Annotated in this window: 18 protein-coding genes; 12 read left to right on the top strand and 6 right to left on the bottom strand. The window is 54.0% G+C overall.

What is annotated here, in order from left to right:
- Positions 1–60 precede the first annotated feature (60 nt).
- Genes GY169_RS13535 through GY169_RS13525 form a run of 3 tightly spaced genes read left to right on the top strand, consistent with a single transcriptional unit; the run spans position 61 to position 4,789 of the window.
- On the top strand, positions 61–1,422 hold the full coding sequence (locus GY169_RS13535; RefSeq protein WP_167576060.1) for an MFS transporter: 1,362 nt from the start codon (positions 61–63) through the stop codon (positions 1,420–1,422).
- Positions 1,423–1,439: 17 nt separating this feature from the next.
- Positions 1,440–3,791 (top strand): beta-glucosidase, encoded by a 2,352-nt coding sequence (locus GY169_RS13530; RefSeq protein ID WP_167576059.1) that lies wholly within the window; start codon positions 1,440–1,442, stop codon positions 3,789–3,791.
- A gap of 23 nt (positions 3,792–3,814) precedes the next feature.
- Positions 3,815–4,789 carry a helix-turn-helix transcriptional regulator gene (locus tag GY169_RS13525; RefSeq protein ID WP_167576058.1) on the top strand — a complete coding sequence of 325 codons (975 nt, stop codon included), beginning with the start codon at positions 3,815–3,817 and terminating at the stop codon, positions 4,787–4,789.
- Here GY169_RS13525 and cobO read toward each other — a convergent pair.
- Together cobO and GY169_RS13515 are read right to left on the bottom strand one after the other, a co-directional pair.
- The gene (cobO, locus tag GY169_RS13520; RefSeq protein ID WP_065357586.1) at positions 4,761–5,351 is read right to left on the bottom strand and encodes a cob(I)yrinic acid a,c-diamide adenosyltransferase; all 591 of its coding nucleotides are present in this window, start codon (positions 5,349–5,351) and stop codon (positions 4,761–4,763) included. The genes GY169_RS13525 and cobO overlap by 29 nt on opposite strands.
- Positions 5,348–6,106 carry a YciK family oxidoreductase gene (locus tag GY169_RS13515; RefSeq protein WP_167576057.1) on the bottom strand — a complete coding sequence of 253 codons (759 nt, stop codon included), beginning with the start codon at positions 6,104–6,106 and terminating at the stop codon, positions 5,348–5,350. Before GY169_RS13515 ends, cobO begins: the two co-directional genes overlap by 4 nt.
- Positions 6,107–6,359: 253 nt before the next feature.
- Between GY169_RS13515 and sohB the strand changes: the two genes are divergently transcribed.
- On the top strand, positions 6,360–7,406 hold the full coding sequence (gene sohB, locus GY169_RS13510) for a protease SohB (RefSeq protein ID WP_167576056.1): 1,047 nt from the start codon (positions 6,360–6,362) through the stop codon (positions 7,404–7,406).
- Positions 7,407–7,488: 82 nt separating this feature from the next.
- On the opposite strand, the gene GY169_RS13505 is transcribed toward sohB, so the two are convergent.
- Positions 7,489–7,740: a YciN family protein gene (locus tag GY169_RS13505; protein WP_064546024.1), complete on the bottom strand. Its 252-nt coding sequence runs from the start codon at positions 7,738–7,740 to the stop codon at positions 7,489–7,491.
- A gap of 395 nt (positions 7,741–8,135) precedes the next feature.
- Here GY169_RS13505 and topA point away from each other — a divergent pair, with 395 nt between their 5' ends.
- From topA to acnA, 5 genes are all read left to right on the top strand, one after another.
- On the top strand, positions 8,136–10,733 hold the full coding sequence (gene topA, locus GY169_RS13500) for a type I DNA topoisomerase (RefSeq protein WP_163448912.1): 2,598 nt from the start codon (positions 8,136–8,138) through the stop codon (positions 10,731–10,733).
- A gap of 180 nt (positions 10,734–10,913) precedes the next feature.
- Entirely contained in the window at positions 10,914–11,888 is a 975-nt protein-coding gene (cysB, locus tag GY169_RS13495) for an HTH-type transcriptional regulator CysB (protein ID WP_035892921.1), read from the top strand.
- A gap of 305 nt (positions 11,889–12,193) precedes the next feature.
- Positions 12,194–12,343 carry a YmiA family putative membrane protein gene (locus tag GY169_RS13490; RefSeq protein WP_074416844.1) on the top strand — a complete coding sequence of 50 codons (150 nt, stop codon included), beginning with the start codon at positions 12,194–12,196 and terminating at the stop codon, positions 12,341–12,343.
- Between the two features lie 2 nt (positions 12,344–12,345).
- Entirely contained in the window at positions 12,346–12,510 is a 165-nt protein-coding gene (locus GY169_RS13485; RefSeq protein ID WP_163448896.1) for a hypothetical protein, read from the top strand.
- Positions 12,511–12,722: 212 nt separating this feature from the next.
- Positions 12,723–15,398, top strand: coding sequence for an aconitate hydratase AcnA (acnA, locus tag GY169_RS13480; RefSeq protein ID WP_167576055.1), 2,676 nt, complete (start codon positions 12,723–12,725; stop codon positions 15,396–15,398).
- Positions 15,399–15,512: 114 nt separating this feature from the next.
- On the opposite strand, the gene GY169_RS13475 is transcribed toward acnA, so the two are convergent.
- Positions 15,513–16,268, bottom strand: coding sequence for an oligogalacturonate-specific porin KdgM family protein (locus GY169_RS13475; protein WP_065357582.1), 756 nt, complete (start codon positions 16,266–16,268; stop codon positions 15,513–15,515).
- Between the two features lie 10 nt (positions 16,269–16,278).
- The gene (locus tag GY169_RS13470) at positions 16,279–17,991 is read right to left on the bottom strand and encodes a polysaccharide lyase family protein (protein ID WP_167576054.1); all 1,713 of its coding nucleotides are present in this window, start codon (positions 17,989–17,991) and stop codon (positions 16,279–16,281) included.
- A 332-nt stretch (positions 17,992–18,323) separates the two neighbouring features.
- On the opposite strand from GY169_RS13470, the gene GY169_RS13465 reads away from it, so the two are divergent.
- Genes GY169_RS13465 through GY169_RS23310 form a run of 3 tightly spaced genes read left to right on the top strand, consistent with a single transcriptional unit; the run spans position 18,324 to position 21,904 of the window.
- Positions 18,324–19,493: an oligogalacturonate lyase family protein gene (locus GY169_RS13465; protein ID WP_167576053.1), complete on the top strand. Its 1,170-nt coding sequence runs from the start codon at positions 18,324–18,326 to the stop codon at positions 19,491–19,493.
- A complete protein-coding gene (locus tag GY169_RS23315; RefSeq protein WP_191091028.1) occupies positions 19,493–20,785 on the top strand; it encodes an ABC transporter substrate-binding protein in 1,293 nt (430 codons plus the stop codon). Before GY169_RS13465 ends, GY169_RS23315 begins: the two co-directional genes overlap by 1 nt.
- A 9-nt stretch (positions 20,786–20,794) precedes the next feature.
- Positions 20,795–21,904 carry a glycoside hydrolase family 105 protein gene (locus GY169_RS23310; protein ID WP_191091006.1) on the top strand — a complete coding sequence of 370 codons (1,110 nt, stop codon included), beginning with the start codon at positions 20,795–20,797 and terminating at the stop codon, positions 21,902–21,904.
- A 20-nt stretch (positions 21,905–21,924) separates the two neighbouring features.
- Here GY169_RS23310 and GY169_RS13455 read toward each other — a convergent pair whose 3' ends face one another.
- Entirely contained in the window at positions 21,925–22,773 is an 849-nt protein-coding gene (locus GY169_RS13455) for a helix-turn-helix domain-containing protein (RefSeq protein ID WP_167576052.1), read from the bottom strand.
- Positions 22,774–22,943: the final 170 nt, after the last annotated feature.

Below are 22,943 nucleotides of genomic sequence, written 5' to 3'. Positions count from 1 at the left end.
GTGATAAAATAGCGCCCGCCATATACTGACGCCACAGATTACTCAAACAGGTAGCCCGAAATGGAAACAACGAAAAAACTCTCGGCAAGCTATGTGGTTATCGGCGTTAAAGAAAAAATAGGCTATGGCTTTGGCGATTTTGCCTCTAATTTATCCTTCGGTTTCGTTTCGCTTTTTTTATTATTTTTTTATACCAATATCTTCGGCATCAGCGCGGTCCAGGCAAGCCTGATCTTTGTTATTGCACGGGTGGTGGATGCCATCTTTAATATTCTGATTGGCTTTGCTATTGATAAAACCCACAGTCGTTACGGCAAACTCCGTCCGTGGTTATTATACGGTTCGATTCCGCTTGGGTTGCTGACGGTACTGTGCTTCCTGCCGTTGGGCAGCGAAGCGAAATTCTGGTTTGCACTGTGTTCTTATACTATTTATTGTCTGGCCTACACGGCGGTCAATACCCCGTATTCGGCGATGACCAACCGCTTAACCCAGCATGAGGCTTCGCGTTCGTCGCTGTCGGTGTATCGCTTTGTGCTGGCTATCGTCGGCTATCTGATTGTTTCGACCACCGCGGATATCCTGATTTCACCGTTCGATGACAAACAGATGGGCTATGTTTTTGCCGTCTCCTGTTTTGCGTTGCTGGCGACCTTCTTGTTCCTCGCCTGTTTTGGCATGACTAAAGAGCGCGTGGGAGAAGAGGAAGATTCGCCTGCGCCGACCCTAAAAGAAATGTTCCGCGCGGTGATGGGCAATGGCCCTTTGATTAACCTGTCGCTGTTTACCGTCTTCTTTTATATTGCCTATACCGTGTGGATGGCGATCGCCATTTACTTTATTAAATATATTATTGGCAATGAAGGATTTACCTCTTCGTTCTTTATGATTCAGTCGGCCGCTTATATTTTAGGGACGGTCGTTTCTGAGAAAATCATCGCCATGATGGGGAAAAAGAAAATGACCCTGCTGGCGCTATTGATTGGCGTGCTGGGCGTCCTGATGCAGTATTTCGTAGCCGGGGATAATATCTGGTTAATTATGACCGGGGTGTGCCTGTTCAGTATTACCTTAGGCATGGGATTCGTCGCCATGTGGTCAATGATTGCGGATACCGTGGAATATGCGGAATGGCATCATGGCGTGCGTACCGAAGGCGCGATATACGGCTTCTTCAACTTTATCACCAAAATTGCAATGGCGATCGGCGGCGGTTGTGCCGGGTGGATGCTGGATTATTACCACTATGATGCCGCCAGCATTAGCGCCAGCGCGCTAAGCGGTATCAATATCCTGATGACGCTGTTCCCCGGCGCCATGTTCGCGATAAGCGCTATTTTTGTCGCCAGCTACTCGCTCGATGAAAAAACCTACCGCGATATCGTTCAGAAAATCAGTCTGCGCAAGCAGAACGCGCTTTAACCTCAGGGAGTCGAGACATGAATCGTGATTTTAAAACCCTTATCGCCGCGATGAGCGCCGAAGAAAAAGTGGCGCTACTTACCGGCAGCGGCCTGTGGCGCACGGCCAGCCTGCCGCAGCACGGTATTGACGATATCGTCATGACCGACGGTACCTACGGCGTGCGTTACAGCAGCGCGCAGATAGACGGTGGCGAAAAATGGAGCATGGACGATTTTATCTCCGTGATCACCCAAACCGCAGACCAGGCTAACGCTGAAGAGTCGGCGGCGAAAGGGGGCAGTGAAGCTTTGTTCAGCACCTCGCTGCCAGCCACCTGTTTCCCGAACGGCTCGAGTCTCGCCTGTAGCTGGGATATCGATCTGGTTTATCAAATGGGTCATGCGCTGGGGCGCGAGTGCCAGCATATGGGCGTTGGGATATTGTTGGGGCCGGGTATCAACATTCGCCGCACGCCGCTGGCCGGGCGTGGTTATGAATACTACGCCGAAGATCCGGTCGTCAGCGGCGATATCGCGGCGGCGTTAATTAACGGCCTGCAGGATGAAGGCGTAGGTGCTAGTTTGAAGCACTTCGCCGCCAACAACTCGGAGTACCGTCGTACGGAAATGGACTCCATTATCGAAGAGCGCGCGCTGCGCGAAATCTATCTTGCAGGGTTCCAACGGGCGATCGCGAAGTCGCAGCCGTGGACGGTAATGTCCTCCTACAACCGCCTGAATGGGGTGCAAACGTCGCAGGACCCGTTCCTGTTGACTCAGGTGCTGCGCGAAGAGTGGGGCTACCAGGGGCTGGTGATGTCCGACTGGTACGGAGTGAAGGATCGTCCCGCATCGCTGCTGGCGGGTAACGATCTGGCGATGCCGGAGACCCGACGCGATAAACAGACGCTGCTGGCGGCGATTGAATCCGGCGAAGTGCCAATGCCGGTGGTGGATCGTGCCTGCCTGAGAATGCTGGAACTGCTGGATAAAGTGCAGTGCCACCGCCGCCCGAATGCACAGGCCGATTTCCCGGCGCATCATGCGCTTTCGCAGCAGTTGGCGGCGGAATCCATTGTATTATTGAAAAATGACGACAGGTTACTGCCGCTGCGTCCGGAGAAAACGCCGCGTATTGCGGTGTTGGGTAAGCCGGCGCAGGAGCCGGTGATTCAGGGCTCCGGCTGTGCAACCACGGTACCGTATCTGCTTGACCGTCCGTTGGATGAAATTTTCGACCTTGCGGGTGATGATTTCAGCGTGCGCTGGGCGATTGGCGCGCCTGACGATCTACGCGATGACGAGGCGGCGCTGACGCAGGCGAAAGCGGTGGCGCAGGAAGCCGACGTGGCGGTGATCTTCGTCAGTACCGCGGTGGGCGAGGATGGCGAAAACGGTGACCGTCAGGATCTCAATATTCTGGCCGTCCATGAGCGTCTGATTCGCGAGGTGGCCTCAGTGCAGCCAAATGTCGTGGTGGTACTGGCTAACAGCGATGCGGTCGTGATGCCGTGGCTGGGCGGCTGTAAAGCGCTGCTGGAGACCTTCTTTGCCGGGCAGGGCATGGGACGCGCGGTGGCGGAAATCTTGTTCGGGCTGCGCAACCCCAGCGGCAAGCTGACGGTGACGGTACCTAATACGCTGGAAGAGACCCCGGCCTGGCTACAATATCCGGGGGAAAACCTGCGTCACCATTATGGTGAGGGATTGTTTGTCGGCTATCGTTACTACGATAAACGTCGCCTGAACCCGCTGTTCCCGTTCGGTTTTGGCTTAAGCTATACGCAATTCGCCTATGATAACCTGTCGCTTTCGACGACGCATGCCGGGGCAGACGATACGCTTACCGTCACCTTTGATTTACGCAACGTAGGGGCGTATGACGGTAAAGAGGTCGTTCAGCTGTACGTTTCTGCACCAAAAGGCGAGCTGATTCGTGAAGTGCGTGCCTTAAAGGGCTTTACTAAAGTCGCATTGGCCGCCGGGGAAACACGCCGTGTCAGCCTGCAACTGCCGATCGCCGAGCTTGCCTGCTATCATCCGGGGCTGGCCGATTGGGTTATTACGCCGGGGGAATGGCAGCTTCATGTGGGGGCGTCATCCCGCGATCTGCCGTTGAGCGCGACGTTTGAGGTTGATTGCCCGCCACGCTACGTGCCGCTCCGCGATGATAACTCGTTGCAACAGCTGATTCAGCAGCCGGAAGCTTTTGCCCGGGTCGTACAGTTGATTGCCGGAAAAAGCCAGATGCCTGCGGAACAGGTACGAGAAAAGCTGATTCGCCTGGCGCCCGATCTGTTCTGCGGTCTGCTGATTGCGCTGACCGAGTTTCTGGCGCTGGACATCGAGCGTGATGAACTGAACGCGGTGTTGGCCGGAACAGACTAACCGCTAATAACAGGAGAAGGCGCGTGTTTCCTTTTTCAGTAACGCATCCTCGCCCGGCCGCCCATGCCGGGCGGCAGACGGCCAGCGGCTACGAGCTGATAGCCTTTGACGCGGAGAAACTCAACGTTTTTGCGGCGGAGGTTCGCTACTGCGAGCCGCACTGGCACCCGGCACCGGAGCTTATCACCGTGCTGCACGGGCGTTTTTCGCTGGCGGTGGGGCAGCAAAGCGTAGCGCTTCACGCGGGGGAGATGCTGTATATCAATGCCGAAGAGGTACACGCGCTCAGCGCGGAAGAAGACGGCAGCCAACTGGTGACCGTGCAGTTTTCACCGGGACTGTTTGATGAACTGCACCCGGCGCCGTTGCTGAACTGGCGAACGCATCGCCACGCTATGACGCTAGCCGACAGCGCCGTTTTCCCCCGGCTACAGTCGTTGCTGGCGCGGATTATCGACAACGATGCGCCGTTTCAGCGCTTTGCGGCTATCTATCTGCTGCTGGACGCGCTGGTGGCAGCCGGGCAACCGACTCAGCGGGCTGAAAGTACGCTGCGGGAAGACGCGATGATTAAAGAGGGGATTGATTACATTAATCAGCACTTCGACCAGCCGCTGACCTTGAGCGATGTTGCCGAGCATAGCGGCATGAGTTACTCGTACTTTTCCCGGCTGTTTAAAAAGGTCAGTCGACACAATTTCAAAGAATATCTGACGCTGGTGCGGCTGAACAAAGCCCGCACCTTGCTACGTGACACCCGCACGCCGATCACCGACATCAGCCACAGCTGTGGTTTTCAGGAACATAAGGCGCTGATTGCCGCCTTTAATAAGTACTGTGGGCTGACGCCAACCGAGTACCGTAAACGCTTTATTTCGCGACAGAATTTAGCGGAAAGTACGCTGGCACAGGGCGAAGATTGCCTGTGCCTGCCGCTCAACGCCGCGCTGCTCGACAGGCTAACGCAGCTTAGTAATCAATCCCAATCTGCGCCTTAATCCCGGCTTCAAACGCATGCTTGACGGGCCGCAGTTCACTGACGGTATCGGCGTAGTCGAGGATATCGCGGTGACAACCGCGGCCAGTGATGATCACCGTTTGATGCTGCGGTCGCGCTTTCAGCGCCGTTAAGACTTCTTCCAGCGGCAGATAGTCATAGGCCACCATGTAGGTCAACTCGTCGAGTACGACCATATCCAGCGTCTCGTCGGCCAGCATCCGTTTGGCGTGCTGCCATACGGCGAGGCAGGCTTCCGTGTCGCTTTCGCGGTTCTGAGTGTCCCAGGTAAACCCGGTGGCCATCACCTGAAACTCAACGCCCAGCGGTTCGAGCAGGTTACGTTCACCGTTCGGCCAGGTGCCTTTAATAAACTGAATCACCCCGACGTTATGGCCGTGGCCGACCGCACGGGTGGCGGTACCAAAGGCGGCGGTCGTTTTGCCTTTCCCGTTGCCGGTAAACACAATCACGATCCCTCGTGTGTCCTGGGCGGCGGCGACACGGGCGGCGACGCGCTCTTTCACGCGTTGCTGGCGTTCGCGGTAACGTTCATCACTCATTGGGCAATTCCTGGTTTACGCCCGGGTTGGGCATCAAAAGTCATACCGGTTTTCCGGCGGCTATCATCGCCCATCAGCCACAGATAAAGCGGCATGATATCGGCAGGGGTTTTGAGCTTCAGCGCATCTTCCGTCGGGAAGGCGCTGGCGCGCATTTTGGTTCGCGTGCCGCCGGGGTTAATACAGTTGACGCGCAACTGCCCCTGATACTCTTCGGCCAGCACCTGCATCATGCCTTCGGTGGCAAATTTCGACACCGCATAGGCCCCCCAGTTTGCACGCCCCTGACGGCCCACGCTGGAGGAGGTGAAAACCAGCGAACCGGCATCCGATTGCAGCAGCAATGGCAGCAGCGCTTGGGTCAACATAAAGGTGCCGTTGACGTTAACCTGCATCACCTGCTGCCAGACCTGCGGATCCTGCTCGCTCATGGGGACCACGTCCCCCAACAGTCCGGCGTTATGCAACACGCCATCAAGACGCGGGTAGTGCAGGCTGATTTGCTGCGCGACCTGCTGGCAGGCTTGTGGGGTACAGGTTAACAGATCCAGCGTATACCAACGGACCGGTAATTCACTGATATTGCTGATTTCTTGCGCAACTGAACGTAATTTTTCGTCACTACGACCTAATAAAATGACGCTGGCGCCATAGCGCGCGTAGGTGATAGCGGCTTCTCGCCCGATACCGTCGCTGGCGCCGGTGACCTGGATGATACGATTCTGCAACAAGTCGAGCTGGGGTTGATAGTGCACGGTAGCTCCTCTATGGCCTTTAGCGGCCATATTTTATGTACTTTTCATCGCTTTTGGGCTTTATGCCTGAATCTCTTCGCTATTTCAATCGGCGCACCGGAGAGACAACGTCTAATTAACAATTTGCAATGATTTCATTTGCAAAAAAATCATCTGGAAGCGGCCTCGAGGGCTGATACTCCAGTCGAGACGTACCGGACGCGGTGTTGTACACTGAGCGACAGATTATGTGATTTTTGTACAAGGTGGATGTGTGGAATTACTTTTTCAATATGGTCTATTTCTCGCGAAGATCGTGACGGTTGTCGTCGCTATTGCCGTCATTGCCGTGCTGATTGTCAATCTGACGTCGCGCAAGCGGCAGCGCGGTGAACTGCGGATCACCAACTTAAGCGAGCAGCACAAGGACATGCAGGAAGATTTAGCCGTGGCGCTGCTCGACGGGCCGCAGCAGAAGCTTTGGCATAAAGCGCAAAAGAAAAAACTGAAGCAAGAAGCAAAGGCGGCAAAGGCCAAAGCGAAGCAGGGCGAAAGCGCCGTCTCCGGCAAACCGCGCGCGTGGGTGCTGGATTTTAAAGGCAGCATGGATGCCCACGAAGTTGCCTCGTTGCGTGAAGAGATTACCGCCGTGCTCACGGTCGCCACACCGCAGGATCAGGTGGTGCTGCGTCTTGAGAGCCCTGGCGGCGTGGTGCACGGTTACGGGCTGGCGGCCTCCCAGCTGCAGCGTATTCGCGATAAGCAGATCCCGCTGACGGTCGCAGTCGATAAAGTCGCGGCCAGCGGCGGCTACATGATGGCCTGCGTGGCGAATAAAATCGTCGCGGCGCCGTTCGCTATTCTCGGTTCGATTGGCGTGGTCGCGCAGATCCCAAACCTCAACCGTTTCCTGAAAAATAAAGATATCGACGTTGAGCTGCACACTGCGGGTCAGTACAAGCGTACGTTGACGTTGCTGGGCGAAAACACCGACGAAGGGCGACAGAAATTCCGCGAAGAGCTGAACGAAACCCATCATCTGTTTAAAGATTTTGTGAAGACGATGCGTCCGACGCTGGATATCGAACAGGTCGCGACCGGTGAGCACTGGTATGGCTCGCAAGCGCAGGAAAAAGGTCTGGTTGATGAAGTGGGTACCAGCGATGAACTGCTGCTGGGGCTGATGGCCGATCACGAAGTGGTCAACGTTCGTTACACGCAACGTAAGAAAATGATGGACCGCTTTACCGGCAGCGCCGCGGAAAGCGCGGATCGTCTGATGATGCGCTGGTGGCAGCGCGGGCAAAAACCGATGCTTTAAGCCATCAGGCCTCAAAATAATCACGCCCGGTAAACGTTGTTTACCGGGCGTGATTATTTTGGCTCAGGCGACAGCCTTACGCTCAGTCAACCAGGTGATATTTTTCAGACAGCTCGTGGGCGAGATACTTGAACATATTAAACACCGCCGTGCTTTTCGGCGTAGGCAGGCCCTGTTCATCCAGGAAGTACTCGCCGCTGAAGACCAGCACGCCGTTGCGTTGCTCAACGCCGGTAGCTTCAATGCCGGCTAAAGTATCTTCATGTTCGCGAATAAGGCGGTTGGCTTCAATCAGCAGCGTCTGGCGATCGATAGGTTGGCTATTATTTGACATATTCAACTCCTCAAAATTCTCGCGCTAGTTTACGCCGGGCGCCCGTCGTGGGCAAATATTCCCGACGTTTACCAGGGGTAACGATTTTACCGCAGAGTTGGCATGATTGGTGTTTGCATGCTAATAAAGTTGCGTAACGAATTTTATCAGGTACAGTGTGACGCTTTCGGCAATCTGGCAACAGATTTGCTTGACATTCGACCGAATATTCTTCGTGCTATAGCTCCTGACGAAAAAAAGTCTGTGAACTCAGCCATCTGCGTGCTTACATCAAAAGCCGGTCAGTAAAGGGTTGATATCCATTGGCGTTGCCGCAACATACAAGGCTTGTCGCCAGTGGAACGTGGAACATGTGCGATGTATTCCTGGAAGAATCAAATTAGGTAAAGGTGAATATGGGTAAAGCTCTCGTTATCGTTGAGTCCCCGGCAAAAGCCAAAACGATCAATAAGTATCTGGGTAATGACTACGTGGTTAAGTCCAGCGTGGGTCACATCCGCGATTTGCCGACAAGTGGCTCAGCCGCCAAAAAGAGCGCTGACTCTACCTCCACCAAAACGGCCAAAAAGCCTAAAAAGGATGAACGAGGCGCGCTGGTTAACCGCATGGGCGTCGACCCATGGCATGACTGGGCGGCACACTATGAAGTGCTGCCAGGCAAAGAAAAGGTAGTTTCGGAACTCAAACAGCTGGCGGAAAAAGCCGACCACATCTATCTCGCAACCGACCTTGACCGCGAAGGGGAGGCCATTGCATGGCACCTGCGGGAAGTGATCGGTGGTGATGAAACGCGCTATAGCCGCGTGGTGTTTAACGAAATTACCAAGAATGCGATTCGCCAGGCGTTTGAAAAGCCGGGCGAACTGAATATTGATCGTGTTAACGCTCAGCAGGCGCGTCGCTTTATGGACCGCGTCGTGGGGTACATGGTTTCGCCGCTGCTGTGGAAAAAAATCGCTCGCGGTTTGTCTGCGGGTCGCGTGCAGTCCGTTGCCGTGCGTCTGGTGGTTGAGCGTGAGCGTGAAATCAAAGCCTTCGTTCCAGAAGAATTCTGGGAAGTTGACGCGAACACCACCACCCCTGGCGGCGATGCTCTGGCGCTGGAAGTCACCCATCAGGGCGACAAGCCGTTCCGTCCGGTTAACCGCGACGAAACCATGGCGGCGGTCAGCCTGTTGGAAAAAGCCAGCTACAGCGTGCTGGAGCGTGAAGATAAGCCGACCAGCAGCAAGCCGGGCGCGCCGTTCATTACTTCAACGTTGCAGCAGGCTGCCAGCACGCGTCTGGGCTTCGGTGTGAAGAAAACCATGATGATGGCGCAGCGTCTGTATGAGGCGGGCTACATCACCTATATGCGTACCGACTCCACCAACCTGAGTCAGGACGCAGTGAACATGGTTCGCGGCTATATTAGCGATAATTTTGGCAAGAAATACCTGCCGGAAAATCCGAATCAGTACGCCAGCAAAGAGAACTCGCAGGAAGCGCACGAAGCGATTCGTCCTTCCGACGTTGCCGTGCAGGCGGAAGCGTTAAAAGATATGGAAGCGGACGCACAGAAGCTGTACCAGCTGATCTGGCGCCAGTTCGTAGCCTGTCAGATGACGCCGGCGCAGTATGACTCCACCACGTTGACCGTGAAAGCGGGCGACTTCAAGCTCAAAGCGCGCGGTCGTACCCTGCGCTTTGACGGCTGGACTAAAGTGATGCCAGCGCTGCGCAAAGGCGATGAAGACCGCACGCTGCCGATGGTCAACCAGGGCGACAAGCTCAGCCTGGTTGAACTGACGCCAGCCCAGCACTTCACCAAGCCGCCTGCGCGCTTTAGCGAAGCGTCTCTGGTGAAAGAGCTGGAAAAACGCGGTATTGGCCGTCCGTCGACCTATGCGTCGATTATTTCGACCATTCAGGATCGCGGCTACGTACGCACTGAAAACCGTCGTTTCTATGCCGAAAAAATGGGCGAAATCGTCACCGACCGTCTGGAAGAGAACTTCCGCGATCTGATGAATTACGATTTCACCGCGCAGATGGAAGACCACCTCGACCGCGTGGCGAATCACGAAGCCGAGTGGAAGCAGGTTCTGGACCTGTTCTTTGGTGATTTCACCAAGCAGCTGGAAACCGCTGAGAAAGCGCCGGAAGAGGGCGGCATGCAGCCGAACCAGATGGTGCTGACCAGTATCGATTGCCCAACCTGCGGACGTAAAATGGGTATCCGTACCGCCAGCACCGGCGTATTCCTTGGCTGCTCCGGCTACGCGCTGTCGCCGAAAGAACGCTGCAAGACCACCATTAACCTGGTGCCGGAAAACGAAGTGCTGAACGTGCTGGAAGGCGACGATGCCGAAACCAACGCGCTGCGCGCCAAACGTCGTTGCCAGAAATGCGGCACGGCGATGGATAGCTACCTGATCGATCCGAAGCGCAAACTGCACGTCTGCGGTAACAACCCGACCTGCGACGGCTACGAGATTGAAGAGGGCGAGTTCCGCATCAAAGGCTATGACGGCCCGATCGTTGAGTGTGAGAAATGTGGCTCCGAAATGCACCTGAAAATGGGACGTTTCGGCAAGTACATGGCCTGCACCAACGACGAGTGTAAGAACACGCGTAAAATTCTGCGTAACGGTGAAGTCGCGCCGCCGAAGGAAGATCCGGTGCCGCTGCCGGAGCTGCCGTGCGAGAAGTCTGACGCTTATTTCGTGCTGCGTGACGGCGCTGCCGGGGTGTTCCTGGCCGCTAACACTTTCCCGAAATCGCGTGAAACGCGTGCGCCGCTGGTGGAAGAGCTGTACCGCTTCCGCGACCGTCTGCCGGAGAAACTGCGTTATCTGGCCGATGCGCCGCAGCAGGATCCTGCCGGTAATAAAACGATGGTACGTTTCAGCCGTAAGACCAAACAGCAGTACGTCGCCTCTGAAAAAGACGGTAAAGCGACAGGCTGGTCAGCGTTCTTCGTTGACGGTAAATGGGTCGAAGCGAAAAAGTAACGTTCCACGCAAAAACTTCACAAAGGGCCGCATAGCGGCCCTTTTTTATAACCTCGTTATTATTTTTTGTTTCCATCTATACACACTTGCTATAAATGATATAGTGGTTATAGCAGATGCATTTCTTATGATTAAATCGTCTTTATGAGCGCTTTCTGAGTACAGACTGGATACAACCGCATGAAATTACAGCAGCTCCGCTATATCGTTGAGGTGGTCAATCACAACCTTAATGTCTCCTCTACCGCTGAAGGACTTTACACCTCGCAGCCGGGCATCAGTAAGCAGGTCAGAATGCTGGAGGATGAGCTGGGTATTCAGATTTTCGCCCGCAGCGGCAAGCATCTGACGCAGGTCACTCCGGCAGGTCAGGAAATTATCCGTATTGCGCGGGAAGTGCTGTCGAAAGTCGACGCCATCAAATCTGTGGCGGGCGAACATACCTGGCCGGATAAAGGCTCGCTATACGTCGCCACGACTCACACGCAGGCGCGTTACGCCTTACCGGGCGTGATTAAAGGCTTTATTGAACGTTATCCGCGCGTGTCGCTGCATATGCATCAGGGCTCGCCAACCCAGATTGCCGAGGCGGTCTCCAAAGGCAACGCCGACTTCGCCATTGCCACTGAAGCGCTGCACCTGTATGACGATCTGGTGATGCTGCCTTGCTACCACTGGAACCGCTCGATTGTGGTGACGCCGGAGCATCCGCTGGCATCCAAAACGTCGGTAACGATTGAAGAGTTGGCGCAGTATCCGCTGGTAACCTACACCTTTGGCTTTACCGGTCGCTCCGAACTGGACACCGCGTTTAATCGCGCAGGCCTGACGCCGCGTATTGTTTTTACCGCCACCGATGCCGATGTCATTAAAACTTACGTGCGTCTGGGGCTTGGGGTAGGGGTGATTGCCAGCATGGCCGTCGATCCTATCTCCGATCCGGATCTGGTTAAGCTCGACGCAGACGGTATTTTCAGCCACAGCACCACGAAGATTGGTTTCCGCCGCAGCACCTTCTTACGTAGCTACATGTATGATTTCATTCAGCGCTTCGCCCCACATTTGACCCGCGACGTGGTCGACACCGCGGTAGCGCTACGCTCTAATGAAGACATTGAAGCTATGTTCAAAGATATTAAGCTACCGGAAAAGTAATCTTCCATGATTATCCGCCCCCGGGCATCGGGGGCGAAAAGGGTTATATTACCCACCCCAATCCCCTGATTTTTATCCCCTCATCCGTTCATCGCCGTGATTAAGAATTGTTTCTATTGGCAACATTGCAGCAAAAGTAGAAATAAATTTAACGTTAAGCAAACTTCTCTACTCAAATATTCCTTCACCGTCAAAAGAATAAATAAATCTCCCCTCAGCATTCGTAAAATCGCTGGATTTTTGCTTAAAATTTACTTAGGATTTATCTCAATGATGATTAGTTGTAACAATTAATTGGTGTGAAAATGATAAGTAATATCGATTGTGAGAGGCATGTAATGGCGTCAGAAAATAAAGAACCGGGCGTGAAACGCAAAGCATGGCTGAGCGTATTCCTGGGTTCCGCGCTGTTCTGGATTGCTGTCGCACTGCTGATCTGGAAGTTCTGGGGCTAAACATGCTGACGTCTGAACGTGTTAAACCGGCGAAGCCCCGCGCGCCGGCGGTAAAGAAACCCGTTGAGAATAATAATAAGGTCAATGTCCCGGACGAGTGGAAATTGACGCCTGAGCAAAAAGAGTTTATCGAACTGTTCAATCAGGATGAGAATAAGAAACAGTAACTCCAGGGTTATTGTCCATCTTTCTTCCCCTACCGATATATCCCGAAAATCCTTCTCCTGCTATTTATTTCCCTTCGTCTCTTTTTTAATAAAGCGTTGATGCATTTATCAATCTGAGCCCTTTTCCGGCGTGTTCGGGTCGTTGTGTTATCTTTAATAGAGGCTCTGAGGAGTGTCAGAGTGCTGCAATTCCCGTCATTTAAGGAGGAGCTATGTCGTCAACCCTACGAGAGGCCTGCAAGGAAACGCTACAGGTCGACAATAAAACCTACCGCTACTACAGCTTAGCGCTGGCCGCAAAGACCCTTGGCGATATTGACCGCCTGCCGAAATCACTCAAAGTTTTACTGGAAAATCTTCTGCGCTGGCAGGATGGCGACTCGGTGACTGCCGACGACATCCAGGCGTTGGCCGGTTGGCTGAAAAACGCCCATGCCGACCGGGAGATAGCCTATCGTCCCGCTCGTGTGCTGATGCAGGATTTTACCGGTGTACCGGCAGTGGTGGACCTGGCTGCCATGCGCGAGGCGGTGAAGCGCCTCGGTGGCGATACCCATAAGGTGAACCCCCTGTCGCCGGTGGATTTGGTGATTGACCACTCGGTCACCGTAGATCGCTTTGGCGATGATGATGCCTTCGAGGAAAATGTGCGCCTTGAAATGTCGCGCAACCATGAACGTTACACCTTCTTACGCTGGGGGCAGCAGGCGTTCAGCCGCTTCCGCGTAGTGCCACCTGGCACCGGTATTTGCCATCAGGTCAACCTTGAATACCTGGGGCAAGCGGTGTGGAGCGAATTGCAGGGCAATGAATGGGTGGCCTATCCAGACACCCTGGTCGGTACCGATTCCCATACCACTATGATTAACGGTCTGGGCGTACTGGGGTGGGGCGTTGGCGGTATCGAAGCGGAAGCGGCAATGCTTGGACAGCCGGTCTCTATGCTGATTCCCGATGTCGTTGGTTTTAAGCTGACCGGCAAGCTGCGTGAAGGGATTACCGCCACCGACCTCGTGCTCACCGTCACCCAAATGTTGCGCCAGCTTGGCGTGGTGGGGAAATTTGTTGAATTCTACGGCGACGGTCTGGATTCGCTGCCGTTGGCTGACCGCGCCACTATCGCCAATATGGCTCCGGAATACGGGGCAACCTGCGGTTTCTTCCCTATTGATGACGTCACGCTCTCTTACATGCGCCTGAGCGGACGCAGCGATGAACAGGTCGCGCTGGTGGAGGCCTACGCCAAAGCGCAGGGCATGTGGCGGCACACTGGCGATGAGCCGGTATTCAGCCAAACGCTGGCGTTGGACATGGGCGATGTAGAGGCGAGCCTCGCCGGGCCGAAACGCCCGCAGGACCGCGTCGCGCTGGGCAACGTGCCGAAAGCGTTTAACGCCACCACTGAACTGGAAGTGAATGGCGCGGGTAAAGCAAAGCCGGCCGTCGCCTTTAGCCTCAACGGCGAGCAGTATGCCTTACCGGAAGGGGCGGTGGTGATTGCTGCGATTACCTCGTGTACCAACACGTCAAACCCGAGTGTGCTGATGGCCGCCGGGCTGCTGGCAAAAAATGCCGTTGCGCGTGGGTTGAAGCCGAAGCCATGGGTGAAAGCGTCGCTGGCACCGGGGTCGAAGGTGGTGTCGGAATACCTGGCCTATGCCGGGCTAACGCCGTACCTTGACCAGTTGGGCTTTAACCTGGTTGGTTATGGCTGTACCACCTGTATTGGTAACTCGGGACCCTTGCCTGATCCGATTGAAAGCGCGATTAAACAAGGCGATCTGACCGTTGGCGCGGTGCTGTCCGGTAACCGTAACTTTGAAGGGCGTATTCATCCGCTGGTTAAAACGAACTGGCTGGCTTCGCCGCCGCTGGTGGTTGCCTACGCGCTGGCGGGTAATATGACGGTCGATCTGACGCAGGATCCCCTGGGAGAAGATAGTCAGGGGAGACCGGTGTACCTGAAGGATATTTGGCCGGGCAGCGATGAAATTGCGCGCGCGGTGCAGCAGGTATCGACCGATATGTTCCACAAAGAGTACGCGGCAGTGTTTGCCGGCACACCTGAGTGGCAGGCGATTAGCGTGCCAGCCTCGGACACCTACAGCTGGCAGAATGATTCCACCTACATTCGTCAGTCACCGTTTTTTGACCAGATGGGCGTTGTGCCGGAACCGGTGAAAGATATCCAGGGCGCGCGCGTGCTGGCGATGCTTGGCGATTCGGTCACCACCGACCATATTTCCCCGGCAGGGAGCATCAAGGCGGACAGCCCGGCAGGGCGCTATTTACAGGAAAATGGCGTCGCCACCCGCGACTTTAACTCCTACGGTTCCCGTCGCGGCAACCATCTGGTGATGATGCGCGGCACCTTCGCCAATATTCGTATCCGTAACGAGATGGTGCCCGGCGTGGAAGGGGGCATGACCCGCCTGCTGCCTGGAGATGAGGTGATGTCCATCTACGATGCGGCGATGCACTATCAGGCGCAGGGAACGCCGCTGGCGGTGATTGCGGGTAAAGAGTATGGCTCGGGTTCCAGCCGCGACTGGGCGGCGAAAGGCCCGCGTCTGCTCGGCGTACGGGTGGTGATTGCCGAGTCGTTTGAACGTATCCACCGTTCCAACCTCATCGGTATGGGCATTCTGCCGCTGGAATTCCCACAGGGCCAAAGCCGCAAAACGCTGCAGCTCACCGGCGAGGAACGGATCGATATCGCCGGGCTACAGCAGATGAAGCCGGGGGCAACGATCCCTGTCGTGCTAACTCGTGCAGATGGTCAGCAGCAAACCGTGCTGTGCCGCTGCCGTATCGATACGGCGACCGAGCTCACTTACTACCAGAACGACGGTATTTTGCATTACGTGATTCGTAATATGCTGAATTAAAAAAACGGGGCCGATGGCTGGCCCCAAAACAGACGATTGCAAAAGTAAACGCTAACGTGGCATGTAGAACGGAAGCAGTGCGATAGCGCCGCCTGGCGCTATCGCGAAAACGGATTATTTAAAGGTGTAGACCACCCCCATACGCAGACGGAACTGGCGTTCGGTGGACTTCGACGAGCGCCCTATATCGCCGAAAGTGACGTACGGTTTCCACTCTTTTTTATCACCCAGCAAGTAGTCGAATTGCCACTCCTGCTCATAGTCATAGTGCTGATTGCCCCATAATATTTCATCGCCGTGCTTATAGATAAATTTATAAGTGGTGGAGAATCGGTCCCAGGTGTAGCGCAAATAGATATCGCCACGGTTGACCGTACGGTGTTTGTTGGTGCTACAGGATTTATCACCATTATAGCCGCAGTCGGGATCGTTGGCGTAATCGGTCATTTCAAAACGGTACATCCCGCCGATGGCCCAGTTTTCATTAAAAGTATACCAGGGCACGAAACCAAATTTCCATTCGGTACGTTCGTTATTGAATTCTGGTTGAATTAACGGTGATATCTTGAAGTTGTCAAATATAAAAGCGCGGGAAAGAGTAAGCTCGACCGCATTGATCACCGGATCAGAAAACATCTTGTCTTTGGTGTCTTTGCCACCTGTTTTATATTTTGTTTCTATTGAGAAGTTAAAGTTATTCGGCAGGGCCGCTGACATGTTCAACTTGTCATAATGCGTCCGGTCGCGCGTTCGATATTCGTGTCGATAATCCAGACTTAGTGCTTTAATCGGTGATGAACCTTCCTCTGCCAGTGCAACCTGGCTAACTAATAAGACGCATCCTGCCATAAGGTATTTACGAGATAACATATTTTTCCTCTTATTTTTTAGACCACGAGATAAAGTCGTACATAAATGCTCCGCCCTGGAGTCGGAAGGTGACGGTATTATTGCCATTAACCATCTTGTCCGCAGGCAGTTCTATTTTTTCGTTATGGTATTTACCGCTACGGGTTGCGCCACGGTAAATAGCCTTATCGTTTTCGTATGCCAGCGTTTTAATGACTTTATTATTTAACAACACCTGCATGACGGGTTTGGTTGGGTGGTCCATACCGAAGTTACTGACGGCGGCGAACGCGACGGTTAAATAACGGGGCTGACGATCGGCGGTATCGCTAAAGCGAATCGACCAATCGCCAGGCTGGGTCTGCGCGTAATACCAGTCCTGATGCGGGTCGCTGCGTCCGATATCGAACGTCAGACTGGCGGGGACGCGATGCTGCCACTGCCAGCCTCGCGGAGCATTGCCGAAGCGGAACTCGCTGGCTGAACGGTCGGACTGGCCGATGGACCACAGCGGCGCGACGAAGGGCGGCAGCGTAATGTCCGCCAGCACCGTGGCATCATCCTGAATGTTGACCGTAGTGCTGTACAGCAGCCCGGGGCGCTGGCCTTCGCTGGCATAAACATCAAGCCGATACTGGCCTTTTACCACGTTGTTGAAGGCGATTCGGCCCTGCGCGTCGCTGGTGCTGCTCCAGGCATATCCCAGGGTCTGGACATCGGTCGGCTCGGTGAGCGAGGAACTGAGGGTGACATTGACCTTTGTCGGTGAGAGCACTCGGCCAAGCACTTCAGCGCGTTGGGTGCTATAGCGGTCGTCTTTCACCCACGTGTAGGGCCAGGCGCGCTGTTCGGCTAGCGCCTGACGCTGGACGTCCTGTTTCAGCGTTTCGGCATCGCCCTGATTGAAGTACATAAACCACGGACCGTATAGCTTCTGCCAGCCCGGCGGCGCAATCATATCGGGAGAGCCAAGGTGCGCGCCGGTCAGGTAGTTGAGGACGATGGCATCCTGATGAACCAGCAACTCTTGCTTGTTGCTGTCGCCGGAAAAGTACTCCGGTGAGGCGGGAATCAGCCATGCGCCGAGCCCATCGCCATAGACTCCCCAGAAAGGCAGCTGTCGCTGATAGCCGGCGAAATCATACTTGCTATAGACATCACCAGAGGGTAAATGCCAGGTTTCATCCTGGATTTTGGGTAACTTTTCTAATGCGCTATACAGCAAAGGAATACCATCGCGCTGGCCGTTAAACAGATGATTCAGGCGCAGAGGGTCAAAGCGATATACCACCCTAAGCTCACTGATTAATACCGGTTTGGGTGTTTTATTTTCCGCCACGACGTAGCTATAAAATCCGTTACTGCCTTGCGGAATAATATAGTGGTATTCCAGCGCTAGCTTTTCTGGGTTTTCTCCCTGAAACATGATGTGCAGCCGCTGCGGAGTATTTTCAATGAGCGTGAATTTGTCGGCAATAAATGGCGTAACGCGCCCTGAGTGATAATCAAGGTAACCGCTGCGAATTTTGTCAGGGTCGCGCTGGGTGGCGGATAAATGTGCCAGCAGGTTATTACTGCCCATCTCCAGGCGGGTGATATTTCCCGATGCTGCAAGGGTGATTTTTAATTTGCCATTATCAATAAGATATTTATCTTGCTGTTGTTCAAACTTAACGGCCCATGCCGGTGATATTGCCGTGGAGAGCAATATCGCCAGAATAGATGCAGTAGACGTTAGCCTCATATTATTCACTCTTGTGGATAGCTGTGTCGGAACAGTTAATCATCTATGACGTCATTAAAACCTTTATAAAATAACCAGCCACAACCCTGTTTTTGTCGGAAATACAAAGAATGGGATTTAATCGGTTAAGAATGTGAGCATTCCTGTGATTATTAATGATAACGCTGCAACCTTGATTAATGCGTCACTCGTCGCCGTATTTTGTCCTTATTTCAAAGGTTATTTCCTGACGCCGTTGGCATGCTGATGCCTGCGTCTGGGAGGACTGCTTCACAGACGCGCTGACATTCTGAGCTGTCAGCCCATCGTCCACGCCTGATATTGAGGAAACTATGGCCAAGGGTGATATCACTCCGCTTACTTTTACCACCGAAATCGATCCGGTGACCGGCGTTCGCGTTATGCGCTTAACGCCACTGGGGCGCATTTTTCATCGCAACTATTTCTATCAAAAGTGCTTTTTACAGGGAGGAACACAGCTGCTGATTGGCGGCGTTGAACAGGGCAACTGGAACTACTGGCTGCTCGATCTTGAGCAGAGCACGCTGCGCCAGCTCACCGATGGGGCTGGCGATAATAGCTTTGACGGGTTTATCACTGATGACGATAGCGCGCTGATCTTTATGCGCCACAACCGGCAAATCGTGCGTGTAGAGCTGGATACCTTGCAGGAACAGGTACTGTACCGACTGCCTGCCCAGTGGGTAAGCACCAGTGCCTGGGCGCCCGACAGCAGTGGCCGCAAAATGATCGGCATGTCGCTGTCGGCAGAAAGTTACCTGCCGTTGCACGACTGGAGCGATTTCCAGCGGCAATATCATATGAACCCGACCACCCGCTGTGAAGTGATCGACCTTGCTTCCGGTCGCAGCGAACAACTGTTTGAAGAGCCGCGCTGGTTAGGACACCCCGGCTTTCGCCCCGGCGATATCGATACCATCATGTACTGTCATGAAGGACCGCACGATCTGATTCGCAACCGTATCTGGTTGCATCAGCGCCAGACGGGGCTTTCCGCGCCGGTGAGCCAGGACGAAGAGGAAACCTTTACCCATGAGTTCTGGGTGCCGGACGGTTCGCGCATTATTTTCGTCTCCCTGCATAAAGAGACGCATCAGCGCCATATCTGCCAGACGTTGGCGGGCAGCACGCAGAGCGAAAAAGTCATGCCGATGCCCGCTTGTTCACATCTGATGAGCAATTTTGATGGCTCGCTGCTGGTGGGCGACGGCTGCGGAACGCCGGTGGATCTCACCGACGAGGGCGGTTATGCGGCGTTGACAGACCCCTGGCTCTATCTGTTTGCGCCGGGCGAGAAGCAAACGCGGCGGATTGTTCGCCACGATACCTCATGGCGAGTGATTGACGGCCAGTGTCAGGCAAGTCATCCACACCCGTCGTTTAGCCCGGATCTGCGCCACGTACTTTATACCTCCGATCGCGAGGGATTACCTGCCGTTTACCTGGCGGATGTCTCCGCACTGCTGACAGGACATTTATGATGAAAAAAATAGCACTCTCGTTGCTGCTGGCCTGCGGCGGCATATTTTGCATTGCGCCGGCAATGGCGGAAGATAGCGACAGCGTAACCCTGCGCGTCTCCTGGTGGGGGGCGAACTCGCGTCACCAGAACACCCTGAAAACCATTCGCGCCTTTGAGCAGGCGCATCCCAACATTAAGGTGAAGGCTGAATATACCGGCTGGGATGGTTTCGTTTCACGCCTCTCCACCCAGATAGCAGGGAAAAATGAACCGGATGTCATGCAGCTTGACTGGAGCTGGATACAGGTGTTCTCACGATCCGGTGATGGCTTTTACGATCTCAATCAGCTCAGCAAAGAGGTCGGGCTGGAAAACTACGCGGGCAAGCTGGGGACCGTGACGGTGAACGGCAAAGTGCAGGGGCTGCCCGTTTCGTTGGTGGCGCCCATTCTCTATTACAATACCGAAACCTGGAAAAAGGTCGGACTTGCCTACCCGAAAACCTGGGATGAGCTGTACGCCGCCGGAAAGATCTTTAAAGAGAAGCTTGGCGACAATTACTATCCGGCTATCGTCACCACTTCAATGGAACTCATTAATTCGTGGATGGTGCAGAAATACAACCAGCCGATGCTCAACGAAAAAGGGGAGTTTACCTACAACGAGGCGCAGTGGCTGGAATTTGTCAACGTCTATCAGAAACTGGTGAACGAACACGTCCTGCCAAGTCAGAAGTATATTCAGTCGTTTGGTAAAGCGCAGCCGTTTGAAATGAAGCCGTGGATCAACGGTGAATTCGGCGGCTCTAACCTGATGAGTTCGGCAGTTGCAAAGTATGAAGATACCCTGGCGCCACCGGCAAAACTGGAAGTGGGTCCATATCCGCTGCTGCCGGGGGCGAAGGATGCAGGGTTATTTATCAAACCGTCGATGATATTCGCCATTAGCCGCAACACGAAGCATCCCAAAGAGGCGGCGATGCTGATGGATTACATGTTTAATCAGCCGGAAGGCGTCGCGCTGATGGGGCTGGAGAGAGGCTTCCCGGTGAGTAAAGCGGCGGCGGACTACGTGATGAAAAACACGATGGCGCAGCCGGACGATCCGGTGATTACCGGCCTTAAGCTGGTGGAGAGCATGCCGTCCGATAACGTCTACGTCTCGCCGTACTTTAAAAACCCGGAAATCGAACAGTACTGGCTGGATCTGACCCAGCGGATTGACTACGGCAAAATCAGCGCTGAAGACGCCGCCAAAGAGTTCGAGCGCACCGCCAAACGCGCGCTGCGCAAACATACACCGATGAAATAAGAGGTTTTCATGGACAGAGAGCAACTGCAGTTTAGCGCGGAACAGACGGTGCAGATGACGGAAAAGCTGATTGACGCGCTGGTGAATATTCGTGATGAGAACGGCGCATTTCTCATGACGCTGGCGGATGGACGGGTGGTCGATACCAAAGGGTGGGGCGGCTGGGAATGGACTCACGGCATCGGTCTGTATGGCCTGTGGCAATACTGGCTGCAGACGCGTAACCCGCGCTGGATGGCAATCATCGAACAGTGGTTTACCGACCGTTTTCGCGAAGGCACGCCGACCAAAAACGTCAATACTATGGCGCCAATGCTGACGCTCGCCGCGTTGTATGAAGAGACGGGCCACTCGCCATGGCGGCGTTACATCGACATCTGGGCCAACTGGGTAATGCATGACATGCCGCGTACCGAGCTGGGTGGCCTGCAGCATATGACCTTCAATTTCGCGCATCATCAGCAACTATGGGACGATACGCTGATGATGAGCGTGATGCCGTTGGCGAAGGCTGGGCTGGTGTTCAATCGTCCACAGTGGGTGGACGAGGCTAAGCGTCAGTTCCTGCTGCATTCGCAGTACCTGTGCGATGCGCCGACCGGGCTGTGGTATCACGGCTGGAACTTTGAGGGGTGCCATCACTATGCTAAGGCGCTCTGGGGGCGCGGCAACAGCTGGGTGACGGTGGCCATCCCGGACTTTATCGAGATGCTCGACCTGCCGGAAGGCGACCCGGTGCGCGAGTTCTTGCTGGGCCAGCTAACGCGGCAGGTAGCGGCTCTGGCGCAGCGGCAGGATAGAGAAAGTGGGTTATGGCACACGCTGCTGGATGACCCGAACTCTTATCTGGAATCGTCGGCTTCGGCGGGTTTTGCGTATGGCATTCTGAAAGCGGTACGTCTGCGCTATATCGATAAACATTTTCTCGCGACGGGGATTGCCGCAGCGGAAGGCGTGATGCGGCAGATTAACCCGCAGGGTGAACTGGCAAATGTTTCTTTCGGTACAGGGATGGGCAAAGATCTTGACTACTATCGCAATATTGAACGTACCACCATGCCTTATGGGCAGGCGATGGCGATGCTGGCGTTGATCGAGTATCAGAACCTGTTTATCTGAACCATGAACGGCGCTCCGGTCTATGACTGGAGCGCGCTGCGGTGGCTGATCAGCGGGAAGAGACCATATTTGCGCACCGTGCGCGGCGGTATGCCGAAGAAAAGCTTAAAGCGATGGGAAAAGTAGTTACTGTCGTTAAAACCGCACAGATAGGCGATATCGGTAATAGATTGCTCGGAGGTAACCAACAAATTCATCGCATGACACAAACGCACGTGAGTAATGTAGTCATTTGGCGTCAGGGCGGTAATCGATTGGACTTTACGTTCCAGCATGCGTTTCTGAATATTAAATTTTTGTGCCAGATAATCGATGCTTAATTTGTCATTTGCATAATTGTGATGTAAGTAATTCAATAAATATATGATTGAATCTTCTTTTACGCAATTATCAGCCGCCTGGCTAATATGGCCGCGCTGCAAAAATATCGCCAGCTGAGTAAACAATGTTTCCAGCATGAGTGGTTGATGCGCCAAATTATGGCTTAATTCTTCATTTAATAGGTTGGTGTAAAATGTACTGTGCACAATGGTCTGGTGGGTGGCCATAAACTGTTTTTCAGGCGCAAAGTCAGCAAGCAGCGTCAGCAGCGTGTCAGTGAGAAAGGCGGGGCGGATCAAAATATTGAGCAGGGAAAGTTTTTCTACTTTCTCAAAATAGTGCTCTTCATGAGGCGCCACCACGAACACCGAACCACGACTGATGGGCCAGGAGATACCGTCAATGACGTGCATGCCGCTTCCTGAGGAGACGCAGACCATTTCGTAAAAGTCATGGGCGTGCAGCGGGCAGATGTCCTGGTCAGCGATGTGCTTGATCATCAATGACGCGTTATCCGGTGAATAGGTTGCGTGCCGACGTAGTGCCATGGCAATAGCCTTCATGGAAGTTGAGATTATTTCTCGACTATAGGATTTTATTACAAAGAAATGAAATGTTTTTTCATTAATTTGCGAGAGTTCACAGCTAATTTTTATTAGCTAATATTGAATGTGATAAAGATCACTGCCTCGTCCATCGCGACGATGCGCGATACAGT

The organism is Kluyvera genomosp. 3 (assembly GCF_011765685.1).
Taxonomy (GTDB): domain Bacteria; phylum Pseudomonadota; class Gammaproteobacteria; order Enterobacterales; family Enterobacteriaceae; genus Kluyvera; species Kluyvera georgiana_A.
The sequence above is the reverse complement of the archived record's forward strand: the minus strand, read 5'-3'. Positions and strand labels throughout refer to the sequence as shown.

What these genes read in the sequence shown, in the direction of transcription:
- GY169_RS13535 (WP_167576060.1), top strand. Translation starts at nt 61, where the DNA reads ATGGAAACAACGAAAAAACTCTCGGCAAGCTATGTGGTTATCGGCGTT.
- GY169_RS23310 (WP_191091006.1), top strand. Translation starts at nt 20,795, where the DNA reads ATGGACAGAGAGCAACTGCAGTTTAGCGCGGAACAGACGGTGCAGATG.
- GY169_RS13470 (WP_167576054.1), bottom strand. Translation starts at nt 17,991, where the DNA reads ATGAGGCTAACGTCTACTGCATCTATTCTGGCGATATTGCTCTCCACG.
- GY169_RS13475 (WP_065357582.1), bottom strand. Translation starts at nt 16,268, where the DNA reads ATGTTATCTCGTAAATACCTTATGGCAGGATGCGTCTTATTAGTTAGC.
- GY169_RS23315 (WP_191091028.1), top strand. Translation starts at nt 19,493, where the DNA reads ATGAAAAAAATAGCACTCTCGTTGCTGCTGGCCTGCGGCGGCATATTT.
- GY169_RS13455 (WP_167576052.1), bottom strand. Translation starts at nt 22,773, where the DNA reads ATGGCACTACGTCGGCACGCAACCTATTCACCGGATAACGCGTCATTG.
- GY169_RS13505 (WP_064546024.1), bottom strand. Translation starts at nt 7,740, where the DNA reads ATGTCAAATAATAGCCAACCTATCGATCGCCAGACGCTGCTGATTGAA.
- GY169_RS13530 (WP_167576059.1), top strand. Translation starts at nt 1,440, where the DNA reads ATGAATCGTGATTTTAAAACCCTTATCGCCGCGATGAGCGCCGAAGAA.
- cobO (WP_065357586.1), bottom strand. Translation starts at nt 5,351, where the DNA reads ATGAGTGATGAACGTTACCGCGAACGCCAGCAACGCGTGAAAGAGCGC.
- GY169_RS13465 (WP_167576053.1), top strand. Translation starts at nt 18,324, where the DNA reads ATGGCCAAGGGTGATATCACTCCGCTTACTTTTACCACCGAAATCGAT.
- GY169_RS13485 (WP_163448896.1), top strand. Translation starts at nt 12,346, where the DNA reads ATGCTGACGTCTGAACGTGTTAAACCGGCGAAGCCCCGCGCGCCGGCG.
- GY169_RS13490 (WP_074416844.1), top strand. Translation starts at nt 12,194, where the DNA reads ATGATAAGTAATATCGATTGTGAGAGGCATGTAATGGCGTCAGAAAAT.
- acnA (WP_167576055.1), top strand. Translation starts at nt 12,723, where the DNA reads ATGTCGTCAACCCTACGAGAGGCCTGCAAGGAAACGCTACAGGTCGAC.
- cysB (WP_035892921.1), top strand. Translation starts at nt 10,914, where the DNA reads ATGAAATTACAGCAGCTCCGCTATATCGTTGAGGTGGTCAATCACAAC.
- topA (WP_163448912.1), top strand. Translation starts at nt 8,136, where the DNA reads ATGGGTAAAGCTCTCGTTATCGTTGAGTCCCCGGCAAAAGCCAAAACG.